Raw genomic sequence first — 26010 nt, 5'->3', positions numbered from 1 at the left:
GTCTGCCGTAATAATTGCAAAAAAGGTTAAAGTTTCGCCAGCGCCGGCCGTTAACCTGTTACGGGCTATACTGACACCAAATTACAGCCAAATTTTCAGGAGCAATATTATGTCAATTACTTCCGGCAATAGCGCCTCAGTAGTGGGCGCTGCCAAAGCAAATACTCCAAGCGTAAAAGCTGAAGATAACCGCGAGATTAAAAATCCGGCTGCGCTGGCTAAGCAGGCACAAAACGCTGCTATTTTACGCGCTAATGAGCAGGTATCGCTGCGCAGTAATAACGACTCGCTAAGTTTACTGTATAAAACCGCGCTGGAAGGCATAAACGCCGAACTGGAACCGATAATGGGCGAAAACGCCGCGCAGAAAATTTATGATTCCGGCATTGATACCTCACCCGAAGCCACAGCAGATCGTATTGTTGCCTTTGCTACCGGTTTTTACAGCCGCTACAAAGAGCTTAACCCTGGAAAATCAGAAGAAGAAACGCTGGACAGCTTTATGCAAATTATCGGTGGTGGTATCGAAAAAGGTTTTAGCGATGCCAAAGATATTCTTAAAGGCTTAAAAGTGTATGAAGGTGAAGTAGAAGGCGGTGTAGACAAAACCTATAGTTTAGTTATGCAGGGGCTAAACAGCTTTCGCGAAAAAATGCTTGAGCTGGCCGCTAACCCTGCCCAACCTGATGACAGCGCTGAAGTTTAACTGCAGCGCTGTAGTTAGCTGTCAGGGCTTTACTGCAGGCTCAGCGGCAACAATACGGGTTACCAGCAACTGGTCAATTTTATAGCTGTCGATGTCTACTACTTCAAACTTATAGCCACCGTGCAGCACAAAGTCGGTACGTTTGGGAATTTTGCGCAGCGTATACATCATAAAACCGGCTATGGTTTCATAGTTTTCCGGGCTGGGGAAAGCATCAATATCCAGCACCCGCATAACATCCTGCAGTGGCGTTAAGCCTTCTACCAACCAGGAATTGGCGTCTCGCGCTACTATTTGATCTTCCTCAGAATTTACCAGCTCGCCCATCACAATGCTCATCACATCTTTTAGCGTAATAATGCCCACCACCAGCGCGTACTCGTTCATAATAATGGCAAAATCTACCCCGGCTGATTTAAAGTGCTCCAGCACTTCATATAACGACAGCGTATCAGGAATAATAAGCGGCAGACGCACTATGCCTTCTTTTTTCAACGAAATGGGTTGGTCGTGCAACACCTGCATCAGAATATCGCGGGTATCAACATAACCCACTACCTTGTCCAGCACCTCATCACAAACAACAAATTTAGCATGCGGATGCTCGGCAATTTTCGCCTTAATGCTGTCTTGTGATTCATTGTTGGTGAAAAAGATCAGGCTTTCACGCGCCGTCATGGCCGAGGTTACGGTACGCGATTCCATATCAAACACGTTTTCCAGTAACTGGTGTTCATGCTCCTGCAATACGCCAGCCTGCGCACCGGCCTCCATCATGGCAATAATATCTTCCGGCGTGATGTCGTCTTTGCGCATAGTGGGCACATTAAACAGGCTGAAAAACAAATTAGCCAGGCTGTTAAACAGCCAAACCAGGGGTTTTAGCAGCATAATCAAAAACAGCATTGGGCTAACCACTTTAGTGGCAATTTTCTCCGGTGCGATCATCGCCAGCCGCTTGGGCATTAAATCGGCAAACAGGATAAACAGTGACGTTACAAAAAATACCGATAACGCAAAACCGGCGTTGGCCACCCAGGCGCCGCTAAAAAACAGTGCCAACAAAGCAGTAAAGTAAGGGGTAAACGCCGATTCACCCAAAATACCACCCAAAATAGCCACTGCGTTCAAACCAATTTGCACGATAGTAAAAAAGTTACCGGGGTGTTCCTGCAGCGCCAGCACTTTTTCGGCATGCACATTTCCCTCTGTTGCCATCAGCCGCAGGCGCATTTTTCTCGATGCAGCCAGTGCAATTTCAGATACCGAAAAAAATGCACTGCTGGCAACCAGCACTAGCATCAGCAACATATATTCCAGCGTCGACATATTCTCTCCTGTATAACAGCATCAGCCCAAAGCACTGACATATGGCGCTAGTATAGCGCTGTTGTATGACCAAACCTGCTAACTACCTGAAAATATTCAAACAGAATAGTAACTGCCCTGGCAAATAATGCTGAAAATGCAGTAATTCGCCCTGGTTATCATAAATTCATTTGATACATATCAAACGCTGCCTGTCGGTATGGTGTACATTTATTGAGCAAATCATTACTGTCGGAGCCAAGCTATGACAAATGTCTCAATGCCTAAAGTGCTCAGCATAGTGCTGGCAGGTGGTGCCGGTAAAAGGCTGCAACCACTGACACTAAAGCAGGCCAAACCGGCGTTACCCTTTATTCAGCACCGGCGTGTTATTGACTTTGTATTAAGTAACTTATGGCATTCGGGTTTGCGACAATTACTGGTGCTAACCCAATACAAACCCCGCAGCCTGCACCAGCATTTACAGCAATTCTGGCGACCGGTATTTAACCGTAACGGTTTTTTGCAATGGTATCAGGCGCCAGCGTCTGTTTGCCAGGGTACAGCAGGTGCTGTTGCCGCCCAGCTTAGTGTCATTCGCGATCTACGCCCTGATGTGATCGCCGTACTAAGTGCAGATCACGTTTATAAAATGGATTACCGCCAAATGCTGGCTTTTCATCAACAGCAACAGGTCGCCGTAACAGTTGCAGCCATAGCAGTGCCGGTGGCTCAGGCGCGGCAGTTTGGTATTTTTACCGTAAACGACAACCATCGTATCTGCGGTTTTATTGAAAAGCCACAGGGCGAAGTGCCGCAAATACCCGGCAGGCCCGGCTACGCGCTGGCGTCGATGGGTAACTATTTATTTAATGCCGATAGCCTGTATCAGCTGCTGGATAATACCGACCCGTCGCAACCGGTCGATTTTGGTCACGACCTGCTACCTACGCTGTTTCGCCAGCAACAAGCCTGCGTATATGATTTTAGCAATAACCAGTTACCGGGCGAGCAAAGCCTTCCGCACTACTGGCGCGATGTCGGTACTTTAGCCGCCTATTTTCACAGCCGGCTGGATGTGCTGCAACACCCCGACTGGCTGGAAGGACAAGCGCAGCAATGGCCGATACTGACAGCAAACACCCAGGAGCCCAAACTACGGCTTTGCACCCGGGCCATGCAGCGCTTAACATTGCAGCATCAACACCGGTTATATGCCTAGCAGTTAATGCTTATAACAGCGCAAATGCCAGCGCCAGGCTGCGACCACTTAACAGCAGGCTTACCAGCAACACCAAAGCACCCAGTGCATTTTGCCAGCGATTATTTTTATATTGCCCCAGCAAATGGTGGTTCATCGCCAGCAACAAACATAAACAAATCAGTGGCAGCAAAATACCGTTAGCCACCTGAGCAAACCAAATCACACTTACCGGCCGGATCCCCAGTGACGCCAGTAGCACACCACAAACAATAATAAACAGCCAGGTAAGGCGAAACAGCGGCAGTTTCAGGTTAAGCGGTTTACCTAAAATACCTGACAACGCATAAGCCGCGGCTAACGGCGCAGTAATAGCTGATGATAAACCGGCAGCCATCAGGCCCAGCGCCAGGCACCAGGTAGCAGCATTGCCAAACAGTGGCGTTAGGCTTTGTGCTAATTGCGCTACGTTTTCCAGCTGTTGCTCACGGCCAAAAAATGCCGCCGCTGCCGTTGATACTATGGCAATAGAAATAAGGCCACCAAGCGGAATAGCCAGCGCAATATCCTGGCGTGACGCCCTCAGTGCGGTATCAGTATCTATCTGTTGCTTCGGCCATTTCTGGGCAGCACCCGCTGCATGCAAAAACAGCGAATATGGCACTACCGTGGTACCAATCAGCGCTACCACGGTTAAGATGGCACCTTGCGGAATAACCGGTATAAAAGCGCCTTTAAACAGCGCCGCCAAATCCGGTTTAGTCAGCAGCATAGTGCCAATAAATGCCAGGCTCATCAGCAGCACCAACGCAATAAGACAACGCTCTATCAGCTTATACTGGCCAAACCACAGTACCACTGCCGCCACAGCACCCAGCAACAGCGCCCACAGGTTAATGCCGGTACTGCTGTGCCAGCGCTGGATCAGTGGCAGATGGCCAAACATTGCATCGGCTCCCAAGGCTGCACCGCTGATATTGCCGCCCTGATAGGCACTGTTGCCAATAACAATGGCAGCTACCACCAACAGCAACAGCAGCCAGCGCAATAGTGGCTGGCGTACCAGCTCACGCAGGTTTTCGCCCAGGCCGCGGCCGGTAACAATACCCAGCCGCGCGGCCATTTCCTGCAGCACCATAGTGGCAAACACAGAAAACAGCAGCGCCCACACTAAGGCATAACCATAATTCGCGCCGGCAAGTGATGCGGTAATAACGGTACCAGGGCCAATAAAGGCGGCAGTAACTAAGGTGGCAGGGCCAAACCAGGACCTTTTATGCGAAGGCGTTTTCTTTCCGGGTAAAGGGTTATCAGGCAAAGTGTCAGACATAGTTAGCAGGTGACAAAAATAACAATGGCGCTACCTTAGCATAAGGCAGCGCCATTTTGTTTAACTGTTCGCCATGTCAGTGCGGGTTCACAGCAAGCCTTCTTTAGTGTCCAGATGTTCCTGGCGGTGGTGTTCGGCAATTTCATCGGCCAGTTGCTGTTTACTGCGGGTTTCGCGGATGCGTAGCTCGGTCAGCCAGTAGAAAAACAACGGCACAAAAAACACTGCCAGGAAGGTTGCCGCCATCATACCGCCCATTACGCCGGTACCTACGCTATGACGTGCCCCGGCACCAGCACCACTGCTAAATGCCAGCGGCACAACGCCCAGAATAAACGCCAGTGACGTCATAATAATGGGCCTGAAACGTAAACGTGCAGCTTCCAGCGCAGCCGTGCCGGTACTCCAGCCCTGCTGCGTTTTCATCAACGCGTATTCAACAATTAAGATGGCATTTTTTGCCGCTAACCCGAGCAAGGTTACCAGGCCAATCTGGAAGTACACATCATTGGTTAACCCGGCTATCCAAACAGCAACCAGTGCACCAAAAATACCAAATGGCATGGCCAGCAGCACTGAAAGTGGTAATGACCATTTTTCATATAACGCCGCCAGAATTAAAAACACCATCACCACCGCCATGCCCAGTGCCAAGCCGGTAGTTCCACCGCTGCGTTTTTCCTGAAAGGCGCTGCCGGTCCAGTCGTAACTGATATCCGGTGGCAACATAGTGTTGGCAATACGTTCAATTTCGGCAATCGCCTGGCCAGAGCTGTAACCAGGGGCGGCATTGCCCAGCAGTTTTACCGCGGGCAGGTTATTGTAGCGCTCCATATTGTCCGGGCCCGAGCTGTACTGAATTTCGGCCAGTGCTGACATCGGGATCATCTCACCGCTTTGGCTTTTAACGTAAATATGGTTAATGTCGTCTGGTTTCATCCTGAACTGTGCATCGGCAGACATTAGCACCTGCCAGGCACGGCCATATTTATTAAAGTCATTTACGTAGTAAGTTCCCAGCGTACCAGCCAGGGTATTAAAGGCATCGTTTACCGGCACCCCCAGCGCTTTGGCGCGCTCGCGGTCCAGGTTTACCTTCAGCTGCGGCGTATTAGGCCGCCACAGTGTTTGCACACCGGCCAGCACCGGGCTTTGCCCGGCTGCGCCCTGCATAATACCCATAGCTTCTGCCAGTTTTTCCGGCCCGCCATCGCCACGGTTTTGCAGATAAAACTCAAAGCCACCGGTATTACCCAGGCCAAAAATAGGCGGTGGGTTAAATGCCAGCACTAATGCTTCATTAATACCGGCTGTTTTCATAAACAGCTCGTTTACCAGGTCGCTGGCGCTGATATCACGCTCGCTCCAGTCTTGCTGGGTTACAAATATAGTAGCCGCACTGTTTTTATAACCACCGCCGATAAAGTCAAAACCGGCAAAGCTGATTACATCTTTGTTAGCCGGGTTAGAGCGGATAGCAGCAATAACCTGCTCGGTCACTTTTTGCGTGCGCTCCAGCGAGGCACCGTCAGGTAAAAAGATTGCGGCTATATAAAAGCCCTGATCTTCATCCGGCACCAGTGAACCCGGTGTAGCCTTCCACATACCGGCAGTGATAAAAATCATGCCGCCTACCAGTACCAGTGCCAGTAAACCACGGCGCAGGAAGAACCCCACAGTTGAAACATATTTACCGGTAATACGCTGGAAAAAGTCATTAAACCAGAGGAAGAACTTCGCTGTTTGTTTATGCTCACGGCGCAAAATCATCACGCACAGCGCAGGTGTCATCACCAGTGCAACCACACCGGATAAACTTACCGCAATAGAAATGGTTACGGCAAACTGGCGGAACAGCTCGCCGGTTAAACCACCTAAAAAGGCAATCGGCACAAACACCGCGCACAATACCATTACTATAGCCACTACCGGGCCCGACACTTCCTGCATGGCTTTTATTGCGGCATCACGCGCCGATACATGCTCTTCGTGCATAATACGTTCAACGTTTTCCAGTACTACTATGGCATCATCAACCACTATGCCTATCGACAGCACCATACCAAACAGTGTCAGCGTATTTATCGAATAACCCAGCATATACAAACCGGCAAAAGTGCCCAGCAATGAAATAGGTACCGCCAGAATTGGAATTAACGTAGCACGCCAGTTTTGTAAAAACAGATACACCACCAGAAACACCAGCAGCATGGCTTCAGCCAGGGTTTTTACCACTTCACTGATAGACACTTCAACAAAACGGGTGGTGTCATAAGGCGTGGCCTGAGCCAGGCCGCTTGGAAAACGCTGCTTTAATTCAGCAATAGTGCGGTTTACTTCATCGGCTACATCCAGCGCATTAGCACCTGGCTGCAAAAATATACCCACCAGCGTAGATGACTGGCCGTTGTACTGGCCAACAAAGTCATAATCGCGTGAGCCCAGCTCTACCCTGGCAATATCTTTTATACGTAATGTACTGCCATCCGGGTTAGCGCGAATAATAACATTTTCAAACTCTTCAGCAGTAGAAAAACGCCCCTGCGCGGTAACGGTGTATACCAGTTCCTGCGCATCTGCAGTGGTTGGTGTGGCACCAATTTTACCGGCAGCAAACTGGGCATTTTGCTCACTTAACGCCGCCGCAACTTCCGGCACCGTGACTTTAAGCTGGCTCATCTGATCCGGCCGCAGCCAGATACGCATAGCGTAATCTTTGGCACCAAAAATCTGTACGTTAGTGGTACCGGGAATACGTTTTAACCGGTCCAGCACGTTTAACGTTACGTAGTTTGACGTCCATAAATCATCCCGGCTGCCATCAGGTGAATAAAACGCCAACACCTGTAAAAAGCTCGATGAGCCTTTTTCTACCGTTATGCCCTGGCGGCGCACTTCCTCAGGTAAACGTGCTTCTACTTTGCTAACGCGGTTATTCACATTTACCGCGGCCTGGTCAACATCAGTGCCAATTTCAAAGGTAATAAAAATGGTGGTAATGCCTGAACTGGTAGAGGTAGACGACATATACATCATGCCCTCTACACCAGTAATGGCGTTTTCCAGCGGCGCCGCTACCGTTTGCTCCAGTACCTCTGAAGAAGCACCAGGGTACACTGCCATTACCTGCACCACAGGCGGTGCAATTTCAGGGTATTGCGCTACCGGCAGGCTGCGCATAGCAGCCAGGCCTGCCAGACAGATAAAAATGCCTATCACCAATGCAAAGATAGGCCGGTCAATAAAATAACGAGAGAACATAAGCTGATCCTTGCCTGTTAACCTGCATCAGCCGCAGATGCAGCCAGCTGCACCGGCATACCGGGGAAGAAAATGCGGGCCATACCTTCGATGATCACCACATCGCCACTTTTCAGGCCGCTTTTAATTACCCAGCCATTGCCGTTATCCAGCTTTACCCACTCGCCAACTTCAACCGGCGCAGGCAAAGCCACTTTACCGCCCTGCTCACCATCGGCTAACAGGTAAACAAATTTACCGGTACCACTGTCCAGTACCGCTTTTTGTGGCACTACTATGGCGTTATGCCGTACCGCGCCCTCCAGTTGAATACGTACAAACTGGCCCGGGCGCAGCAAGGCGTCAGGGTTAGCAATTTCAGCTTTCATTTCACTGGTGCCGGTTTGGGTATTAATGCGTACATCAGAAAAATCTACCACGCCAGCCTGGTTATACACCGAGCCATCGGCCAGCAGCAGCTTAACCTGCCACTGTTCAGGTAAATCGACCTTGCCGTTTTGCGCTTCAGCGCGCAGTTTCAGCTGATCACGCTCAGCTACAGAGAAGCGCACATACATCGGATCTAACTGGGTAACGTGAGTTAACAGCAGCTCCGGGCCCGATACCAAGGTGCCCTCTGATACCAACTCTCTGCTAACCACGCCATTGATTGGCGAGCGCACTTCGGTATAGTTCAGCTGCAATTGTGATTGCTGCAAAATGGCCTCTGCCGTCTTTACATCGGCACCGGCAACATCTAATGCCGACAGCGCATCATCATAGCTTTGTTGCGACACGGCCCCGTCTTTGCGCAGTTTATCCAGCCGTTTAAGTGTGCGATCGGCCTGCGCCCGGCGTGCTTGTGCCGCCGCTAATTCGGCTTTATTACGGTTTACCGCCGCCTGAAAAGGCGCCGCATCCAGGCTGAATAATGTCTGTTCAGCTTTAACCGTCGCACCCTCGGTAAAATTACGTTTTTCTAAAATACCGGACACCCGGGCACGAATTTCTACCTCGCGTGAACCTGCCAGCAAAGCCGGGCTTTCGATCAGCAGCGGTACTGTTTTTAATTCTACGGTTTGCACATTTACCGTTGCTGGCGGCATACCACCCGCACCGGCATCTGACGCTGCAGAAGGCTCCGAGCAGGCACTCAGTAAGCCCAGTGAAAACACGACAGCTGTTAACTTAGCTGCACCGGAAGATAATGACGTTCTTGTCATACAAGCACCTTTAAGCTGGCCGCCTTTAACTGCGAGCAGTAATACAGGCTGCGGCAGGATCACGCGGGAATGTTATGTAATAAGCAGAGGAAATAAGATTAAACGCCAGTAAAATAGCATATTTTTTACCGAGCGGAATAGAATAAATATGAAGATTTGTAAAAAGGTGTTGCAGTATATATTTGACGAAATAACTATGCGAAACAGCGCCGTAATAAGGTAAAACCGGCCAGCACAAAAAAGCCCCGAAGAACGGGGCTTTTTTTATCAATAAGCGGGTGTATTAATTAACGGCGTGACATTCTGCGGCCAACACCTAAACCTAATAACGCCAGGCCAAAAATGGCCAGTGACGCAGGCTCTGGTACAGCAGCTGGCTGCAGTGCAGTTTGCACTAAAAATGTTGCCTGGCCACCGGTAAAATTAAAGACCGGCTCGCTGCTATAAGAAATATGCAGGCTGTCTGCAGTGTATGACAACACTGGCTGAATACCGTTTGTTACCAGGTTATTGCTCAGCAGAGAAAAACCGGTAATAAACTCTCCAGGCTGGCTAAAAGCAATATTGCTCATCCAGGCATCAAAGGTCTGGAAGTCCCAGCTGTCTTGCGAAGTTAATGTCAGCACACTGTTTAACGGATCAAAATCCATCCACACCACACCACCGCCCCAACCTGAAGGGTTAGCAACGAAATCATCAGAGTTTAACTCAGCACCGGCACCAATAGCCTGAGCCAGGCTCTGGTAGGTTTTAGCCCCTTGTGAACTGTGGTCAGGTAAGTGAGAATCGGCGCGGAAATCGGCACTGATCAGGCCAGCGTAGGAAAAGCATGACACAGACAATAACAACATTGAAACAATGGCTTTCTTCAACATAAACAGCATCCTTCTTATGTACTACTGAATTACTACTGCGATAGTAAAGCAAAGCTTGTGCCATCATTATAAATAATTAAAAATCAACAACATAAACCAAGATAGAATAACCTCTGGCTTATGTTGTAAATAAAGCTGACAAAATAAGCGATAAAACACTAGGAAAAACGATTAGCCGCCGCAGCTTGCCGGGCCTGTTGTTCCAGTTCTGTTTTTAATGCCGGTTGCAGTTTCAGCTGGTTAGCCAGCTCGGTTAAGTAACTGCGCTCCATAAAGTTTTCTTCATCCACTACCAGCACACTGGCCAGGTACATTTCTGCTGCCATTTCAGGCGTTGTAGCGCTGCGGGCTATTTCAGCTGGGTCCAGCGGTTTTTTCAGCTCGGCGTCAAACCAGTGTTGTAGCTCACCATCGTTGGTTAAACGAGCTATTTCGTTATCAATCAGTTCGCGCTCTTTATCATCTACATGGCCGTCTGCTTTGGCAGCACCAATAATGGCACGCAAGATAGCGTGGCTATGTTGCTCGGCCTGCGGTGGCGGTAAGCGATCAATCGTTTGCGGCTGTGCCTGCGACACACTATTGCCCTGCTGTTGCTGCCAGTTGCTGTAAGCCTTGTAAGCTACTACACCCAATGCTGCTAACCCACCGTACGTTAGCACTTTGCCACCCATTTTACGGCCGGCTTTACTGCCAAGCAGCAGCCCTAAAGCCCCACCGCCCAGCGCAGCACCGCCTTTACCTGATAACAAGCCACCTAAACCACCTGCTGCGTTTTGCGGGTTACTGCCTTTGCCAGACAATAATTCAGAGCCTTGCTTAAATAACTGATCTAATAAACCTTTTGTATTCATATTTCTGCTTCCTTTAATCTATACCAACTATCTGACTATCACTGCAGAAAAAGATTCCGCTTTGACACTAACTGTTACAACCTGATGTTTTGCCGCGGCAACACAATGTGCTTTACTTGTGGTCGAATCAGAACCATAACAAGGATACATCATGTTTAAACCACGTTACCTTGCACTTTTTTGTGCGCTGGCAACCGGCTCTGCCTTTGCCAATGATGGCACCCGCTTGCTGCGCCAGCCGGATATTTCAGCAGAGCATCTTACTTTTGTGTACGGCGGCGATATCTGGCTTAGCGATAAAAATGGCCAGAACCCACGCCCGTTAACCAGCCACCCTGCTAATGAATTTGCACCGAAGTTTTCTCCCGATGGTAACTGGATTGCCTTTTCTGCCAGCTATGACAATAACACCGATGTGTACGTTATGCCGGTTAGCGGCGGCGCAGCCAAGCGGCTGACCTTTCACCCGGGTGCAGATACCGTAAACGGCTGGAGCCCGGATGGTAAAAGCGTCATTTTTGCCTCTAACCGTGAAATTGCCAACAGCCGCAGCAACCAGCTGTATCAGGTAAGCACTGACGGTGGCTACCCGCAGCAGCTGATGCAAGCCGTGGCCTTTGAAGGCGATTTAAGCACTGATGGCAAAAAGCTGGCCTATCGGCCGAATAATATGGCTTACAGCGGCGCCAGTGGCTGGCGTTTGCACCGTGGCGGCAGCACCCCGCCGGTGTGGATTATCGATTTAGAAAAACAGCAACTGGAAAAAATCCCCCACCCTAACGCCAATGAATTTAACCCGTTCTGGCTGGGTAACACCGTGTATTTCCTGTCAGATCGCGATAATAAAGCGGTTAACCTGTTCCGTTACAGCGATAAACAGGTAACGCAACTGACCAATAATACCGACTGGGATTTACGCAGCGCTGCCGGCCACGGCGATACGATAGTGTATGAAGCCGGTGGCTTTTTGCACAAGCTTGATGTCAGCAGCGGCCAAAGCTCACCCCTGACGGTAAATATTAATACCCAGTCAGCCCAATTACGGCCACAGTGGAAAGACGCCAGCAAAACCCTTACCCGTGCCCGTTTGTCGGCTACCGGCCAACGTTTAGTGCTTAGTGCCCGCGGCGACGTGTTTACTGTGCCGGTAAAAGATGGCAGCAGCCGTAATCTTACGCAAAGCAGCGGCGTTAATGAATTTGACGGCCTGTGGAGCCCCGATGGCAGCAAAGTTGCTTATATTTCCGATGCCGGCAATAAGCACCAATTGGTGTTGCAAGCACAGGATGGCTTAAGCGCAGCAGAAACTTTTGCGTTGTCAGATAACGGCTACTTTAACCTGCTAAGCTTTTCGCCAGACGGTAACCTGATCGCTTACCACGACAACCATTTAAACCTGTATGCGTTTAACCTGAAAACCAAACGCAGCCAAAAGCTGGATATCTCGGCGCGGCGCGACGGTTTTAATGTGTCGTTCTCACCCGACAGCCGCTATTTAGCTTACACCGTATCGGGTGCAAACTATTTTAGCCAGATTAAACTGTTCGATTTTAACGCCAATAAAACCACACAAGTGACCGATGGCTTAAGCCATGCCGACGATCCGGTATTTACTCAGGATTATCTGTACTTTACCGCCTCGGTAAACACCGGCCCGTCTCAGGTTGGGCTGGATTTATCTACCCGTGAGCGCCCGGTACGTACAGCTATTTATGCCTACGTGCTGGCAAGCGATGGTAAATCGCCGTTATTGCCGAAAACCGGTGATGAACCGCTAAAAACTGCCGAAAGCAAAGACGACAAAAAAGATAAAGATAAAGACGATAAAAAAGCCGCAGTTAAAGCTGTAAAAATTGATATCGTCGGTATACAAAACCGCATTGTGGCGCTGCCGCTACCAGAGCGTAACTACGATAGCTTAAGCGTAGCCAGTGACGGCGCCCTGTTTTATATGGAACGCACACAACCGGGTGCCAGCAACGAATTACCCGGCAGCAACGGCCAAAATAACGGCACTTTATATCGCTTTGACTTTGAAGAGAAAAAAGCCGAGCAAGTTAAAGACAGCCTGGCCAGCTACAACCTGAGTGACGATGGCAAAAAGCTGTTGCTGGTCAGCCTGCCCAACACATTGCAGGTAGGTGATGCCAAAGCCAAACCGGACGCCAAAGCGGTTGGTCTGGCTGAAGTGCGCAGCTTTGTAGACCCGGCGCAAGAATGGCAGCAAATCTTTAATGACGCCTGGCGTATGCAAAAAGAGTACTTTTATGATGCCAAAATGCACGGCATAAACTGGCAGGCGGTATATGACAAATACCAACCTCTGCTCAAGCATGTGCAGCGGCGTGAAGATTTAAACGATGTACTGGTAGAAATGATTGCCGAGCTGCAGGTTGGCCATAACCGTATTGGTGGTGGCGATGTACACCAGGAAAGCCCGACCAAAGCCGGTTTACTGGGTGCCGACTTTGTTATTAGCAACGGTAAATATCAGTTTAAAACCGTGTACCAGGGTGACCGCTGGAGCCCGTTCTTAAAAGCCCCGCTAAATGTACCGGGCGCCAGTGCCAAAGCCGGTGATTACCTGCTGGCGGTCAACGGCAAAGAGCTTAACGCCTCCGACAATATCCACGCCTTTATGGATAACACCCTGGGTAAACAGGTGGTGCTAAGCATTGCTGACGATGCCCGCGGCAAAAACCGCCGCAACATTACCATAGAGCCGGTAGCCAACGACAGCCAGCTGCGTTTATGGCACTGGGTAGAACAAAACCGTCAACTGGTAGCAGAAAAAACTGATGGTAAAGTCGCCTACGTTTACCTGCCTAACACCGCAGATGGTGGTTTTTACTTCTTTAACCGCATGTTCTTCGCGCAAACCGATAAACCGGCAGTGATTATTGACGAGCGTAAAAACGGTGGCGGTCAGGCGGCAAACTATATTACCGAAATTCTTGGCCGGCAGTTTTTATCTGGCTGGAAAGATCGTGATGGTTTAGTGTTTACCACACCAGGCGGTGGTATTTACGGCCCGAAAACCATGCTGATCGATCAGGATGCCGGTTCAGGTGGCGACTTCCTACCCTGGGCATTTAAACGGCTTAACTTAGGTAAAACCATCGGCACCCGCACCTGGGGTGGCTTAATTGGTATTTCGGCTAACCCGAATATGATAGACGGTGGTTTTCACGTCGTACCGTTTTTCCGCTTCTACACGCCGGATGGCGAATGGCGGGTAGAAAACGAAGGTGTAGCGCCGGATATCGAGGTAGAACTGGATCCGATAGCAGTAAACAAAGGCCGTGATGTGCAGTTGGAACGTGCCATAGCGCATACGCTAAACGAGCTAAAAGCCAACCCGCCAAAAGATCACAGCAAAGCCCCGGCCATGCCGACTAAGCTGGGTTTATAATCTCCCGCATCTAACGTAAAAACCGCTGCCCGGCAGCGGTTTTTTTATGTGTAGTTTTTTATGTATAAGAATCAACGCTTACAAGTTTACCTCAGTTGACTATCCTTACTGCCGCGGCGATTAATACCTCCCGACTGCGCCTCCTGCTTTTCCAATGCTGATTGACAAGCAACACAAAGCTGTACGCCGGGAATTGCCTTACGGCGCGCTTGTGGAATAACCTGATCACATTCTTCACAGTTCAGCGCACTTTCACCATCAGTTAATTGGCTGCGTGCGCGCTGCACGGCTTCGTCAACGCTGGCGTCTATTTGCTCTTGGATGGCGCCATCGCGTGACCAACCACCTGCCATAACAAACTCCAATCTTTAAAGGATTAATGCAGTTAAGTTTGATTCACCGCACCCGAAATAAAAAGGCTAGCATTAGTTATAAAGTAAGTATGTGCGGTTGCCGACGAATTCAACACATCAATACGTTTGCCCAGCAGCTTTACGCAGCAAATTTTTTGCTGACTTGCGCTACACGCTGGCCTAAGTAATGCGCGGTAAGTAAATCGGTTTCGTGTAACAACCCGTCTGCTGATTGGGCGATAACGCCGGATTGTGCCCCCAGCCGGTTAAGCCCGGCGGTACTGTGGTTGCCGGGAATATCCAGCCCTGCCCATAACATGCCATGCTGATTGGCCAAAATCTGCAGATACTGCAGGGTATGCAGCTGATCGCCGCTAAAGTTGCTGCCTATGGTAAAGCCGGCGGCGATTTTATTGGCCCATAATTGCGTTTCCCAACGCTCGCTGGTGGCATCGACAAAGGCTTTAAACTGCGCCGATACAGAACCCATATAAGTGGGTGAACCAAATACTATTGCTTCGGCACTGTCTAATTGCTCAAGCAATAGGCTATTGCGAAACCGCCCTGCGCTAATATCGGCGCCGATAATTTCGGCCTGAATCACAGCAACGCCCTGCACTGAAACTGCACCACCAGCTACCGCTTTGGCCAATTGCCTGGTGCTGCCACTGGCTGAGTGAAATACCACTGCGACTTTTATCACTTAACTCTCCTTATCACTGCCATCCTTATCACTGCCTTCCTTATTAATGCCATCTTTATCAAAGCGTTATTGTCCAATTAGCTGGTTTAAAAAAGCCGCAGTTAAGCGGCTTTGCTTTGCATAATGTGCTGGTGTAATGTCAGAGCCGCTTGCTGCAGTTGCAAAAACAGCGCCGTGTGCTTTACCTGCTGGTACCGTGCATCAAACACCTGATGAAAGTTGGGTACTGACACTGTACCGGCAAGCTTAGCGCCCATAAACGGCGCAGCTTGCACCGCAGCTTGCAACACACTTTGTGCGCCACCCGGCCCCGGCGCCGCAGCTAAAAACAAGGCCGGTTTATGCTGAAAGATATGCCGTTGGCTGCGCGAGGCCCAGTCATACAAGTTTTTAAATGCCGCGGTAAAAGTGCCGTTATGTTCAGCAAAAGACACGATAATGCCGTCAGCCTCTGCTATTTGCTGCAAAAACGCCGTCACCTTTGCCGGAGCCCCCAGCTCGGCCTCGCGCTGTTCGCTATAAATGGGTAGCTCGTAATCGTCGATATTTAAGCTACTAACCTCTGCCTGCGGCAGCAACCGCGCCACACTTAGCGCCAACTGTTGGTTAATAGATTGCGGATTATTACTGGCAGCAAAAGCAAGAATTTTCATAATACCTCCTTGCGGGCTTTGTCCTGGTTTAAGTTGCGCTCGGCCGGTAGATCACTTAAATACTCAACAAACTCCACTTCAAACCCGGCCGGATCAACAAAGTAGACGTTTTTACGATAGGGGTCATCTGCGCCCGGTTTGGCAATGGCGAAACCTGCGCTATTCAGCCTAGCGATAACTGCATTTAGGTTGTTAGTAACATAGGCAAAATGGGCAAAACCAACACTATGCCCCGCCAGCTCACGGTTTTCGCCTTCGCCGTGATCGCTTAGCGCTAAATAATGATAATCGTCGCCAAAATGCAGCCATTTGCGCGGCTTGCCATACCATTCGCCCCGCCCCTCATCACGGATATGCCAGTGCGGAAAAGCAGCGCGGTAAAAATGCAGCATGGCGTCAATATCCGCCACTACCAGGTTAACGTGTTCTAAATACATAGTTTGTCTCCTTGCATTAAGTCGACCGGCAGGTTAAAACCTTAACCTAAGTTAAGGTAAAGCACTTTTTTGATATTCAATTAAAAAATATACCGGGGCACTCTATGATTGAAACAAGCAAGACGACAGAAGCAACCTGGAGTGTCGGGCGCGTAGCAAAGCGTTGTGGTGTTAAAGTCAGTACGCTGCATTTTTACGAGCAAAAAGGCCTGATTAAAAGCTGGCGCAACGACGGCAACCAGCGCCGTTACAAGCCAGAGGTGCTGCGGCGCATTTCGGTGATTAAAGCGGCGCAAAAAGTTGGCATTAGCCTGGAAGAGGTAAAGCAGGCATTTTTATCGCTACCTGATAGCCGCACGCCTACTATGGAAGACTGGCAGCTGTTATCAACCAACTGGCAGCAAATGCTGGATGCGCGTATTGCTTATTTGCAAAAACTGCGCGATTACATGACCGGCTGTATTGGCTGTGGCTGCCTGAGCATGACCAAATGCCCGTTGTATAATCCGCAAGACAGGCTGGGGGCGCAAGGCACCGGGCCGGTGATCCTGGAACAAGCAGATTAAAATAGCTCTGGCTAACAGGCTACTACTAGCCAAATAACGCCACCTGTTGTGTGGACGCTTTTGCACGGTACATAGCGGTATCGGCGCATTTAAGCAGCGTATCCGCTGTTTTGCTGTCTTGCGGTGCTATAGCAATACCTATGCTGATATGAATATGCAGCGTTTGGGTGTTTAAGATAAAAGCTTCAGCAACACATTCGACCAATTGCTTAGCCAGCTTTACCACATCATCCTGCTGCTTTATTTCAAGCAGTAAGCAGACAAACTCATCACCGCCCCAGCGGCTTACCATATCGCCATCACGTACAAAGGCCTGCAAGCGGTTGGCTACGGTTAACAACACCTGATCGCCAACGTCGTGGCCGTGAGCATCATTAATATTTTTAAATTTATCGACATCAATAAACAACACTGCCAATGACCAGCCGTGGCGTTTTGCCTGCACCAGGCCGTGCGCCAGCGCCTGATCAAATGATGTCCGGTTTGGCAAACCGGTAAGCTTGTCCGTTAGTGCACGTTGGCGTGCTTCTTTTTCTGTCACCTGGGCTTGAACTAAATCATCGCGCACGGCTGCCAGATCGGTTTTAACATCATCAAGCTCAGATTCAATACCTATACGCATGGCAATTTCATTCGACAGTTTGATATTAACCCGTTTTAAATCTTCAGCTGCTTTGGCAACGATATTCTCAGCGTCTTCATTCTTCTTCAGGGCTTGCTGGATCACGCTAACCGAGCTTTGGCCTTGCTTTAGTACATCGTTAACCGAGTTAAGCTCGTCTGCCGCTACGCTGATTTCTTTTTTTATCCCTTCATTTTCTTTTAGCACACCATACAGTGACACTCTTTTGCCGCTACGCTTTTTCCTCAGCACTTTCGATTTTGTTGACATAGGTACCTCTTGTGTAACGCTACACCGACAATCTCTGCCAGCAACGCCAAGTTAAATCTGCTGAATATACTGTATGCCAGATGCCCTTTCTGTGCGTTATCACACACAACACCAACCCTGGCGGAAAAATGCCTACCTAACAACCGGCACCACCAGCACCCTTTAAATAAATATACACTTGTGCACTGAACTTTATATTTTGGCATTCCACTAACAATATTTAACCATATAAAATTCATAAACTTAATTAAAATTAAACCACTGAAATAAGAACCAAACTGGCCAAACCAGATATTTTAGTGTACAAATGTACGCTGAAATAAACTATTAGCGTGATCCCGTAGTGAAGCCATTTTTATCCCGCCTTTGGCGTAACTTTTGTTTAATGCTGGGCAACCAGAGTTCATTAACGCTGTACTTTCTGCCGCTATTGCAGCGCTTAGCACCGGGGTTTTTACCCGGCCAATACCGTGCCCGCCTGCTGTGTCGGCAATGGCAAACGGCTGATATGCTGCAATTAACCTTTCAGGTATCCGGCCGCTGGCCAGGCTTTGTGCCAGGGCAGCATGTGTTATTAACACTGCAGCACAATGGCCGCTATATCAGCCGGCCTTTTAGTATTTGTTCGCCACTTAACCTGTGGCAAAGCCAGCAACGCATACAGCTGTGTTGCAAAATTAACCGCGCCGGTGAATTTACCCCGTTATTAAATCAGCTGAAAAATGGTGCTGTGGTAAATATCAGCAAAGCGCAGGGCGATTTTTACTGGCAACAAGCGGCCACGGCGGCAGTATTTGTGGCCGCCGGTTCTGGCATAACGCCCGTTGCTGCCATGCTGTTAAGCCAGCGCCACTGGTTAGCGCCGGTAAGCTTGTTTTATCGCTGTCGCGGTAGTGAAAACGCCGCCTTGCTTAGTGAGCTGACACAGCTGGCAGCACGCCAACCGCTATTTACCTTAACGTTATCTGACAGCCGCACCGAGCCTGCTGAAACATTGCAACAACAGCTGATGACTAACAGCAGCAACAAGCAGTTTTATCTATGTGGCCCGGCGGGTTTTATGCAGCAGATGCGCACGGCGCTTACTAATAGCGGCGTAAGTGCAGCGCAGATCCGGCAAGAGCAGTTTGGCTTAGCTATAGCAGCGCCTGCAGAACACACGGCGGCTGGCCTGCAGTTAAACGCCAGCTTTATCCGCGCTGGCATCAGCACTCAGGTTACGCTGAATACACAGCAGAGCTTATTGCAAAACGCTGAGCAGCATGGCTTGGCACCGCGTTTTGGCTGTCGTATGGGCGTGTGTTTTCAATGCGTGTGCGACAAAGTGTCCGGCCAGGTGCGCGATTTGCGCAGCGGCGCCCTAAGCGGCCATGGTGCCGAGCAAATTCAGCTGTGTGTAAGCCAGAGCGTAACCGACCTTGTGATTAAGCTGTAACAGGACTTTTGATGAAACTAACCACTGAACAATTTACCGCGCTTGAGCAAGAGCTGGATAGTGTAAAACAGCAGGTACAACAGCAATTAGGCGACGCCGATGCGCGCTATATCCGCCGTATATTGCTGGTACAACGCTTAAGCGCACTAAGCGGGCGTATTTTACTGGTGCTGGGCTTTATTACGCCCTGGCTCTGGCTGGCAGGTGTGTTGCTTTTAGCACTGGCGAAAATTCTCGACAATATGGAAATTGGCCACAATGTGCTGCATGGTCAATATGACTGGATGAATGACCCGGTGTTGCATTCCAAACGTTACGAGTGGGATATTGCCTGCGATGCTGGTTCCTGGCAGCGTACGCATAATTTTGAGCACCATACTTACACCAATATTATTGGCAAAGATCGCGACTTTGGTTACGGCCTGCTGCGTTTAAGTAATGATTTTCGCTGGCGGCTGCGTAATTTATGGCAAGGCGGCACTTACCTGCTGCTAAGCATGCTGTTTCAATGGGGCGTGTCTTACCATGAATTAGCCGCGCAGCGGGTATTTTTTGGCAAGAAGAAGGCTGATCGGCATTCACAGGTTAGCGATAGCGAGCTGAAAAAAGCCTTTTTTGGCAAGGGTTCGCGCCAGCTAATTAAAGACTATGTATTCTTCCCGCTTATCGCCGGGCCAATGTGGCTATGGGTGCTGTGTGGTAACTTGCTGGCCAATTTAATCCGCAATTTATGGACTTCAACGGTAATTTTCTGCGGCCACTTTACCAAAGAAGTGCATGTGTTTAGCGCGGCACAGTGCGAAGGCGAAAGCCGTGGCCAGTGGTATTACCGCCAGATGCTCGGTTCATCTAACTTTACCGGCCCTACCTGGCTGCATATTTTAACCGGCCATTTAAGCTGCCAGATAGAGCACCATTTATTCCCTGATATCCCGGCACGGCACTACCCTGCTATGGCAAAACAGGTGCAGGCCATAGCGGCAAAATATGCTATTCCATACAACACCGGAAGCTTTGTGCGCCAATACAGCACGGTGTTTTTACGTATTATGCGCTATTCACTGCCGGGCGGTGATAAAGCAGTAAAGGCATTGTAGTTCGGTGTGGCGGAAACCAGTTTGCCCACGCTAACACGCCGTAAACCCATCCATGGGGGCTCGATTCGGCCATCCTGGCCTGCAACGGTTAGCTTAGAGCAAATTGGTTCCCTCACCAGAAATCTGGCTACCCCCAACAAGCAGTTACTGCGCAGTGCGCTTATCGGTGCGGTCCAGCGTGCGGATAATATCGCGCCAGCTTAAAATACCCTGCGGCCGGTTCTGGCTGTCTACCACCGGAATACAGGACACGCCTTCGCTGTTAAACAGATGAATAGCGTCCATTATTTTCGCCTGTGGATGCAAAGTAACCGGCTGGCGCAACATAACCTGGTGCACTTTTTTATTTAACGTGGCCAAATCGCGCGGTGTTTCTGCAGCGGTGCCAATATGCGGGCTTAAGGCTTTAAATAAATCACGATCAGATAACACTCCCAGCAAAATACCGTGTTCTACCACCAGCACATGGTGAAACTTCACATGATCAAAAATATGTTTTACCACCGATAAGGTATCGTCAGGCGATACGCTAACCGGTTTGGTACTCATTAATTCAGCGACATTCAACATCAGGGTTAACCTTTACTGCGCAGAAAAAACGCTACTATCACCGAGGTAAGCACGCCCATAATGGCTGCGCCGATTGCACCTTGCAGCATATAGTTAGTTAAACTGAAGTACTCTAAAGCCTGCTCCGTCGTCATCATGCCTTCTGTCACAACATAGGCCTGCATATTGAGGAAATAGTTCGAGCTAACAACCATATACGTAAGCCACTGTGCTGCCGGGCTTAACAGCACTACCACCAGTGTTATTAACAACCCAGACTGCATGCCCTGTTTCCAGCTCATAATGCCGTTATAATCGCGCTGCTTTTTTTGCCTAAGCGCCAGCACATAAACCAGTATTGCCGGTATAGCGAATAAATTCGTGTAGGTGGCGTGCTGCGCAATATGCCGGCCATGCAGGCCTGTCAACTGCTCTACCCAGATCCATAGCAGCATTACAGCGGTAAAAATAATGCCCCAGCGTATTTCTGTCAGATATTTTTGCATAACCTATTGTTCTTGTTAGCTTAGACATAGCAAAACTATAGCGCTTTTAAATCGCTTTACCAGCTGTTTTCGCTGACATACCTATACTTAAAACCGGCAGCAGACAAAGGTACAGCTTATGCAACAGCAAATCCTTGATACTGCGCTACAACTGGCGGCAAAAACCGGTTGGGAGCAGTTAACCTTACAACAGATAGCCATCGCCATGCAGATACGCCTGGCGGATATTTATCAGCACTACCGCACCAAAGATGACCTGGTTGATGCCTGGTTTGACCGCGCAGATGTCGCCATGCTAAGTGCGCAGATAGCTACTGAATTGCCTGCCGCCACCAGGTTGCAACAGGCAATTCAGTACTGGCTGGCGCCGCTCTCGCCCCACCATAAAGTCACCGGGCAAATGCTGCTGTATAAGCTGGAACCCGGCCATATTCATCTGCAACTGGGCGGCATTTTACGCATTAGCCGCACGGTGCAATGGCTGCGCGAAGCGTCTGGCTTAACGGCCAGCGGCGTGGCAAGAGTTGGCCAGGAGCTGGCATTAAGCAGCCTGTTTGTGGCGGTATTTATTTATTGGCTAAATGACAGCTCGCCCGGGCAGCAGCGCAGCCTGAATATACTGCAGCGCAAACTGCAATGGGGCAACGCTGTGCGCCTTTGGCGCTAAATGCGGCATTAGTTATGCAGCTAGTTATGCCACTAACTGTCACACAGCTGCTGGTGCAGTGCTTTTAACGTTTTAATATCTTCGCTGTAGGCCATTGCATGTTCAGCCCGGGCCAGCGCTGCCGTAGAATGGCGTTGTGTATGCGGGCGAAACTCTGCCCGCTGCCCGGCCAATGCCAGCAGACTTTTTTGTAGGCGAATTTGCACTTCCAGCATAGCGGCGCCATCACGCGCTATCGGGGTGTAAAAATCATCAAATAAATCGGTGAGTGACAACGGTAACACCGATACCTGCGGATATTGTATCGTTGCTTTATCCATCGATGGGGCCTGCCAGTTACTTAACACCCGCATACCCCGGCCAATAATTTCGATGGCAGTACCGGGATCATTAATCGCCGGTGATAAGGCTTTAGAGGCAATTTCAGCCAGTACCAGCAAACCAAAGCGCGGGTCCTGATCAAAAGTGCGGTAGTTACTGATACAAAACGCATCCAGCGGCACCGAGCTGGTATCTGCCGGTGCCGGGCTCAGCCACAGCAGTGGCCGGCAGGGTTCAACAAATACGCCGGGGCGCACTGCCACATAGGCATGGCAGTTGTTTTCTGCTGCCCACTTATTAATGGCTTTAATATCAATAAGCTGTAAATAGCCGATGGTGTTTGTCAGCACCGGCTTGGCATCCTTTGGGATCTGCTGCAAGCTCTGTAGCGGCTGTGCTTGCAGCCAGGGATATTTATTATGCCGTTTTAACGCTGCATAAGCCTGATCTTCCACTTTACCGGCGGTTTCGCCTACCCGGCCCAGGCTGGATAAATGACTGATCCAAATCAGGATCATCACAACAATCAGCACAATCACTAAAATAGTAGCAAGAAACAGCACCACCCGGCCACGCTGATTATACACTTCGGTATTAAGCAGAATAATGCTGACAATGCTGAATAAAAACGAACCAACAAAAGTTGCCAGTGCATTTTGTGTGGTGCTGTCTTCCATTAACAAACGGGTCGCACGCGGCGATACATCTTTACTGGATGCACTATAGGCCGCCACCATAACGCTAAGTGAAAAGGTGGTAACAGTAAGCATACTGGTGGCCAGTATATTAAGGATATTTTCGGCAGCACCGGCACCGATAATGTCCGACAGCGTTTCTGGTATATAATCCTGAACCAGCACAGCAACTAAGGCTGAAAACAGTGCCAGCACAGCAAAAGCCACGGTACGTACCCACAACCTTCGACCCAGCTGCACTAATTGCCAGCCCAACTTCGACACCATTATTCAGCCCTTTTATTTATTTTATGTTTTTCAGCGGCAATGCGTTTTGCAAACCATACTTTTAACAAACCATCGGCGCACCTGCAGCAAACTGCCCGCAGGTGCCCTTGGCGTTATTACTGCTTTAAAGAAGCATCACGCACGGCGCGGAACTCTTTACCCTGATGCCAGTTTGGCCAGCTATTGCCGTTGGCCAGCTCGTGTCCTACCTGATAGTACAGGTGTAAATCCTGCTGCGCACCGCGTAAATCCCAGTTGGGGTCAAACTCATCATTTACTTTGTGGTAGTAATCGCGCACATAAATGCGCCGCTGCTCCAGGCCCCAGTCTTTGCCATGTTCAAAGCTGTCTACACCACCGCGGGCATACAGCATAGGCACGCCTTTTTTCGCCAGGTTAAAGTGATCTGAGCGGTAGTAAAAACCATCCTGCGGTGTCGGCTCTGGTGCGGTATAACGGTTTTGTGCTTTGGCGTATTTTTCCAGTATCGGCTCAAGCTCTGAGCTGCCATAGCCAAATACCATCACATCGCGCATCGGGCCGTATACGTTAATCACATCCATATTAATACCGGCCACGGTTTTATCTAAGGCAAATAACGGGTTATTCGCATACCAGGCCGAACCCAGCAGGCCACGTTCTTCTACCGTTACCGCTAAAAACGCGACTGAGCGCTTAGGTGGCGGGCCGGCTTTAAACTGCTCGGCCAGGGCCAGTAAGGCGGCAACGCCACCGGCATTGTCCTGGGCGCCGTTAAATACTTTATCGTCCGGGCGGCTGAAATCGAGGCCGAAATGATCCCAGTGCGCCATATAAATCACAGCTTCATCGGGCTTTTCACTGCCTTCGATATAGCCAATAACATTGCTGGAGCTAAGCTCACGCAAATTATTGCTAATACTAACCGCCGCTTTGGCGTTAAGTGGTACCGGCTTAAAATCTTTGCTCAGCGCCTGCTGACGCAGCTGTTTTAACGAGGTGCCATTGGCGGCAAATAATTTTTCCGCAGCATCAAGTGATAACCAACCTTCTACTTCGGTTTTATGCAGGTTCTTGTTGTCGTTAGCCAGCTCAAACCGTATTGGCGAGGTACCCGCCACCACGTTCCAGCCATAGCTAGCCGCGTCGGTTTCGTGCACTATCAGCGCCATAGCAGCCCCCTGGCGGGCGGCTTCTTCGTATTTGTACGTCCAGCGGCCGTAGTATGTCATGGCGTTGCCGGTAAACAGCTCTGGGTCTTGCGTGGCGTAGCCGGGGTCGTTTACCAGCATTACCACGGTTTTGCCTTTTACATCTAAACCGGCGTAGTCATTCCAGTTATATTCCGGTGCCACTATGCCATAACCAACAAACACCACTTCGCTGTCGGCGACGTCAATTTGCCCCAGCATACGGGTAGACCAGGCCATCATATCGGTTTTATAAGTCAGTGTGCTGCTGGTACCGCTGTTATCGGTTAGCGTTAATGCCGATACTTTAACCGGGTCTATCTGCACCACGGGCACGCTCTGGCGATAGCTGTCACCGCTGTACGGTGTTAAACCAATGCGGGTGAATTGTTGCTCCAGATACTGCACGGTGTTTTCTTCACCTTTAGTGGCCGGGGCGCGGCCTTGCATTTCATCTGAGGCAATTTTCTGAAAATAACCGGCGAAATTGGCGTTAAAACTGGTTTGTAGCAGGGGTTGCTCTTCCTGTGGCGGTGGCGGCGTATTCTGCTTTGAACACGACGCCACTAACAGGCTGGCGGTAACCGCAGTTACCAGCAAAGGGCCGAACTGAAGTGTCATCAGGTTTCCTTAAATAAGCTAAGATAAGCGCTTACCTTAGCCTATTGCCGGCCCGGACACGACAGCATTGAGACAAACAGCCTGGATCAGGGCTTAATTTTGTAAATTACATTAACTGATTTTTCTAACTGAATATGTTTTGGCACTATTAAGTTACTGCTGCTACTTTCTGCCATGTCGGCTTTACGCATAGCGCCATAGCTTACCGAGCCGGCGCCAAAACCAAAATCACCGGCCATAGCCCCCCAGCCTGATGCCTCACTGATAGCAAATACAGAACTGATTTTAACGCCTTGCGCCGCAGCTAAACTATTGGCCCGGCTGCGGGCATCAGCTCCGGCTTTTTCACTTAACTGCTGCTCGTATTGTTCGCGCTGGCTGCTGTCAAAACTGCCACTGATAGAGAAAATTTGCGGTTGTTTAAACAAATAATCCATTACCGCAACATAGTTGGTCAGTTGGTTTAGCGTTACCGTAATGGGCTGGCTGGCTTCGTAACCGGTTATGGCTCTGTCGTTGTAGTCTTTAAACAGCGCTTCTTTGTTAATCTGGGCGGCGTCAATGTCGGCTTCGGTAATGCCCTGCTTGGCCAGAAACTGCATCAAATCACGGCCCTGTTTGTACACCGCTTCAGTAGCGGCATCGGCTTTATCTGCGGTTTGACGGATCACAAACTGAATACGGGCTTTGTCCGGTGCAACTTCCAGTTTGGCGGCACCGGTAACATTAATAAACGGAAAATCCGGTAACGGGCTGGCCTGTACAGCACCGGTAAGTGTAAGTGCCAAAGCGGCAGTAATAGTGGCTAATTTCATATAAACCTCGTGTTTTGTTTAACGCGCATTACAGCAAAGCTTTGCTGTTTAAGTTGTTACTATTTGTACAGTTGTATTTGGCCTGAGTTTGCCTTTACACTCTGCTTTCTTTCGA

The 26010-nt window shown here is 49.7% G+C and carries 23 protein-coding genes; 7 read left to right on the top strand and 16 right to left on the bottom strand.

Annotated elements, in window-relative coordinates; genetic code table 11:
• The first annotated feature begins 109 nt into the window (after positions 1 to 109).
• A complete protein-coding gene (locus AR688_RS06150) occupies positions 110 to 706 on the top strand; it encodes a DUF5610 domain-containing protein (protein WP_068230536.1) in 597 nt (198 codons plus the stop codon).
• Between the two features lie 21 nt (positions 707 to 727).
• Here the strand turns inward: AR688_RS06150 and AR688_RS06145 are convergent, their stop codons facing one another.
• A complete protein-coding gene (locus AR688_RS06145) occupies positions 728 to 2035 on the bottom strand; it encodes a hemolysin family protein (RefSeq protein WP_068230534.1) in 1308 nt (435 codons plus the stop codon).
• Positions 2036 to 2279: 244 nt separating this feature from the next.
• On the opposite strand from AR688_RS06145, the gene AR688_RS06140 reads away from it, so the two are divergent.
• Positions 2280 to 3236 (top strand): sugar phosphate nucleotidyltransferase, encoded by a 957-nt coding sequence (locus AR688_RS06140; protein WP_082694688.1) that lies wholly within the window; start codon positions 2280 to 2282, stop codon positions 3234 to 3236.
• Between the two features lie 10 nt (positions 3237 to 3246).
• On the opposite strand, the gene AR688_RS06135 is transcribed toward AR688_RS06140, so the two are convergent.
• The 5 genes from AR688_RS06135 to AR688_RS06115 all read right to left on the bottom strand — a co-directional run bounded on the left by AR688_RS06135 (position 3247) and on the right by AR688_RS06115 (position 10737).
• Positions 3247 to 4545: an Nramp family divalent metal transporter gene (locus tag AR688_RS06135; protein ID WP_068230528.1), complete on the bottom strand. Its 1299-nt coding sequence runs from the start codon at positions 4543 to 4545 to the stop codon at positions 3247 to 3249.
• Positions 4546 to 4632: 87 nt separating this feature from the next.
• Positions 4633 to 7806 carry an efflux RND transporter permease subunit gene (locus AR688_RS06130; RefSeq protein WP_068230523.1) on the bottom strand — a complete coding sequence of 1058 codons (3174 nt, stop codon included), beginning with the start codon at positions 7804 to 7806 and terminating at the stop codon, positions 4633 to 4635.
• 17 nt (positions 7807 to 7823) lie between these two features.
• Complete coding sequence (locus AR688_RS06125; RefSeq protein ID WP_068231272.1) at positions 7824 to 9008, bottom strand: efflux RND transporter periplasmic adaptor subunit; 1185 nt, start codon at positions 9006 to 9008, stop codon at positions 7824 to 7826.
• Positions 9009 to 9295: 287 nt separating this feature from the next.
• A complete protein-coding gene (locus AR688_RS06120) occupies positions 9296 to 9883 on the bottom strand; it encodes a PEP-CTERM sorting domain-containing protein (RefSeq protein ID WP_068230521.1) in 588 nt (195 codons plus the stop codon).
• Between the two features lie 158 nt (positions 9884 to 10041).
• Positions 10042 to 10737: a tellurite resistance TerB family protein gene (locus AR688_RS06115; protein ID WP_068230519.1), complete on the bottom strand. Its 696-nt coding sequence runs from the start codon at positions 10735 to 10737 to the stop codon at positions 10042 to 10044.
• Positions 10738 to 10888: 151 nt separating this feature from the next.
• On the opposite strand from AR688_RS06115, the gene AR688_RS06110 reads away from it, so the two are divergent.
• Positions 10889 to 14149, top strand: a complete 3261-nt coding sequence (locus AR688_RS06110; protein WP_068230516.1) for a S41 family peptidase — start codon at positions 10889 to 10891, stop codon at positions 14147 to 14149.
• Positions 14150 to 14235: 86 nt separating this feature from the next.
• On the opposite strand, the gene AR688_RS06105 is transcribed toward AR688_RS06110, so the two are convergent.
• The 4 genes from AR688_RS06105 to AR688_RS06090 form a co-directional block, all read right to left on the bottom strand.
• On the bottom strand, positions 14236 to 14502 hold the full coding sequence (locus AR688_RS06105) for a DksA/TraR family C4-type zinc finger protein (protein ID WP_068230513.1): 267 nt from the start codon (positions 14500 to 14502) through the stop codon (positions 14236 to 14238).
• Positions 14503 to 14641: 139 nt separating this feature from the next.
• Positions 14642 to 15205 carry a flavodoxin family protein gene (locus AR688_RS06100; protein WP_068230510.1) on the bottom strand — a complete coding sequence of 188 codons (564 nt, stop codon included), beginning with the start codon at positions 15203 to 15205 and terminating at the stop codon, positions 14642 to 14644.
• A gap of 101 nt (positions 15206 to 15306) precedes the next feature.
• Entirely contained in the window at positions 15307 to 15858 is a 552-nt protein-coding gene (locus AR688_RS06095; protein ID WP_068230508.1) for an NADPH-dependent FMN reductase, read from the bottom strand.
• Positions 15855 to 16295: a VOC family protein gene (locus AR688_RS06090; RefSeq protein ID WP_068230505.1), complete on the bottom strand. Its 441-nt coding sequence runs from the start codon at positions 16293 to 16295 to the stop codon at positions 15855 to 15857. Before AR688_RS06090 ends, AR688_RS06095 begins: the two co-directional genes overlap by 4 nt.
• A 104-nt stretch (positions 16296 to 16399) precedes the next feature.
• On the opposite strand from AR688_RS06090, the gene soxR reads away from it, so the two are divergent.
• Positions 16400 to 16861, top strand: a complete 462-nt coding sequence (gene soxR / locus AR688_RS06085; protein WP_068230502.1) for a redox-sensitive transcriptional activator SoxR — start codon at positions 16400 to 16402, stop codon at positions 16859 to 16861.
• A 25-nt stretch (positions 16862 to 16886) separates the two neighbouring features.
• Here soxR and AR688_RS06080 read toward each other — a convergent pair whose 3' ends face one another.
• Positions 16887 to 17753, bottom strand: coding sequence for a GGDEF domain-containing protein (locus AR688_RS06080; protein ID WP_068230500.1), 867 nt, complete (start codon positions 17751 to 17753; stop codon positions 16887 to 16889).
• Between the two features lie 343 nt (positions 17754 to 18096).
• Here AR688_RS06080 and AR688_RS06075 point away from each other — a divergent pair, with 343 nt between their 5' ends.
• The gene (locus tag AR688_RS06075) at positions 18097 to 19188 is read left to right on the top strand and encodes a flavin reductase family protein (RefSeq protein WP_156420214.1); all 1092 of its coding nucleotides are present in this window, start codon (positions 18097 to 18099) and stop codon (positions 19186 to 19188) included.
• Between the two features lie 11 nt (positions 19189 to 19199).
• On the top strand, positions 19200 to 20285 hold the full coding sequence (locus AR688_RS06070; protein WP_068230495.1) for a fatty acid desaturase family protein: 1086 nt from the start codon (positions 19200 to 19202) through the stop codon (positions 20283 to 20285).
• A gap of 144 nt (positions 20286 to 20429) precedes the next feature.
• Here the strand turns inward: AR688_RS06070 and AR688_RS06065 are convergent, their stop codons facing one another.
• Both AR688_RS06065 and AR688_RS06060 read right to left on the bottom strand, forming a co-directional pair.
• On the bottom strand, positions 20430 to 20855 hold the full coding sequence (locus tag AR688_RS06065) for a CBS domain-containing protein (protein ID WP_068230493.1): 426 nt from the start codon (positions 20853 to 20855) through the stop codon (positions 20430 to 20432).
• A 5-nt stretch (positions 20856 to 20860) separates the two neighbouring features.
• A complete protein-coding gene (locus AR688_RS06060; protein ID WP_068230488.1) occupies positions 20861 to 21340 on the bottom strand; it encodes a DUF4199 domain-containing protein in 480 nt (159 codons plus the stop codon).
• Positions 21341 to 21458: 118 nt separating this feature from the next.
• Between AR688_RS06060 and AR688_RS06055 the strand changes: the two genes are divergently transcribed.
• Entirely contained in the window at positions 21459 to 22007 is a 549-nt protein-coding gene (locus tag AR688_RS06055; RefSeq protein WP_068230485.1) for a TetR/AcrR family transcriptional regulator, read from the top strand.
• A gap of 32 nt (positions 22008 to 22039) precedes the next feature.
• On the opposite strand, the gene AR688_RS06050 is transcribed toward AR688_RS06055, so the two are convergent.
• From AR688_RS06050 to AR688_RS06040, 3 genes are all read right to left on the bottom strand, one after another.
• On the bottom strand, positions 22040 to 23290 hold the full coding sequence (locus tag AR688_RS06050) for a DUF2254 domain-containing protein (RefSeq protein ID WP_068230483.1): 1251 nt from the start codon (positions 23288 to 23290) through the stop codon (positions 22040 to 22042).
• 116 nt (positions 23291 to 23406) lie between these two features.
• On the bottom strand, positions 23407 to 25080 hold the full coding sequence (locus AR688_RS06045; protein ID WP_197412127.1) for a M28 family metallopeptidase: 1674 nt from the start codon (positions 25078 to 25080) through the stop codon (positions 23407 to 23409).
• A gap of 86 nt (positions 25081 to 25166) precedes the next feature.
• Positions 25167 to 25895 (bottom strand): SIMPL domain-containing protein, encoded by a 729-nt coding sequence (locus tag AR688_RS06040; protein WP_068230477.1) that lies wholly within the window; start codon positions 25893 to 25895, stop codon positions 25167 to 25169.
• Between the last annotated feature and the right edge of the window lie 115 nt (positions 25896 to 26010).

The organism is Rheinheimera sp. EpRS3 (assembly GCF_001513785.1).
GTDB lineage: Bacteria > Pseudomonadota > Gammaproteobacteria > Enterobacterales > Alteromonadaceae > Alishewanella.
Note: the sequence above shows the minus strand (reverse complement) of the source record. Positions and strands in the feature narration are given on the sequence as shown.

What these genes read in the sequence shown, in the direction of transcription:
- AR688_RS06145 (WP_068230534.1), bottom strand. Translation starts at nt 2,035, where the DNA reads ATGTCGACGCTGGAATATATGTTGCTGATGCTAGTGCTGGTTGCCAGC.
- AR688_RS06065 (WP_068230493.1), bottom strand. Translation starts at nt 20,855, where the DNA reads ATGTTGAATGTCGCTGAATTAATGAGTACCAAACCGGTTAGCGTATCG.
- AR688_RS06090 (WP_068230505.1), bottom strand. Translation starts at nt 16,295, where the DNA reads ATGTATTTAGAACACGTTAACCTGGTAGTGGCGGATATTGACGCCATG.
- AR688_RS06060 (WP_068230488.1), bottom strand. Translation starts at nt 21,340, where the DNA reads ATGCAAAAATATCTGACAGAAATACGCTGGGGCATTATTTTTACCGCT.
- AR688_RS06150 (WP_068230536.1), top strand. Translation starts at nt 110, where the DNA reads ATGTCAATTACTTCCGGCAATAGCGCCTCAGTAGTGGGCGCTGCCAAA.
- AR688_RS06080 (WP_068230500.1), bottom strand. Translation starts at nt 17,753, where the DNA reads ATGTCAACAAAATCGAAAGTGCTGAGGAAAAAGCGTAGCGGCAAAAGA.
- AR688_RS06125 (WP_068231272.1), bottom strand. Translation starts at nt 9,008, where the DNA reads ATGACAAGAACGTCATTATCTTCCGGTGCAGCTAAGTTAACAGCTGTC.
- AR688_RS06045 (WP_197412127.1), bottom strand. Translation starts at nt 25,080, where the DNA reads ATGACACTTCAGTTCGGCCCTTTGCTGGTAACTGCGGTTACCGCCAGC.
- AR688_RS06095 (WP_068230508.1), bottom strand. Translation starts at nt 15,858, where the DNA reads ATGAAAATTCTTGCTTTTGCTGCCAGTAATAATCCGCAATCTATTAAC.
- AR688_RS06050 (WP_068230483.1), bottom strand. Translation starts at nt 23,290, where the DNA reads ATGGTGTCGAAGTTGGGCTGGCAATTAGTGCAGCTGGGTCGAAGGTTG.
- AR688_RS06070 (WP_068230495.1), top strand. Translation starts at nt 19,200, where the DNA reads ATGAAACTAACCACTGAACAATTTACCGCGCTTGAGCAAGAGCTGGAT.
- AR688_RS06040 (WP_068230477.1), bottom strand. Translation starts at nt 25,895, where the DNA reads ATGAAATTAGCCACTATTACTGCCGCTTTGGCACTTACACTTACCGGT.
- AR688_RS06130 (WP_068230523.1), bottom strand. Translation starts at nt 7,806, where the DNA reads ATGTTCTCTCGTTATTTTATTGACCGGCCTATCTTTGCATTGGTGATA.
- AR688_RS06140 (WP_082694688.1), top strand. Translation starts at nt 2,280, where the DNA reads ATGACAAATGTCTCAATGCCTAAAGTGCTCAGCATAGTGCTGGCAGGT.
- AR688_RS06135 (WP_068230528.1), bottom strand. Translation starts at nt 4,545, where the DNA reads ATGTCTGACACTTTGCCTGATAACCCTTTACCCGGAAAGAAAACGCCT.
- AR688_RS06055 (WP_068230485.1), top strand. Translation starts at nt 21,459, where the DNA reads ATGCAACAGCAAATCCTTGATACTGCGCTACAACTGGCGGCAAAAACC.
- AR688_RS06110 (WP_068230516.1), top strand. Translation starts at nt 10,889, where the DNA reads ATGTTTAAACCACGTTACCTTGCACTTTTTTGTGCGCTGGCAACCGGC.
- AR688_RS06115 (WP_068230519.1), bottom strand. Translation starts at nt 10,737, where the DNA reads ATGAATACAAAAGGTTTATTAGATCAGTTATTTAAGCAAGGCTCTGAA.
- AR688_RS06120 (WP_068230521.1), bottom strand. Translation starts at nt 9,883, where the DNA reads ATGTTGAAGAAAGCCATTGTTTCAATGTTGTTATTGTCTGTGTCATGC.
- soxR (WP_068230502.1), top strand. Translation starts at nt 16,400, where the DNA reads ATGATTGAAACAAGCAAGACGACAGAAGCAACCTGGAGTGTCGGGCGC.
- AR688_RS06105 (WP_068230513.1), bottom strand. Translation starts at nt 14,502, where the DNA reads ATGGCAGGTGGTTGGTCACGCGATGGCGCCATCCAAGAGCAAATAGAC.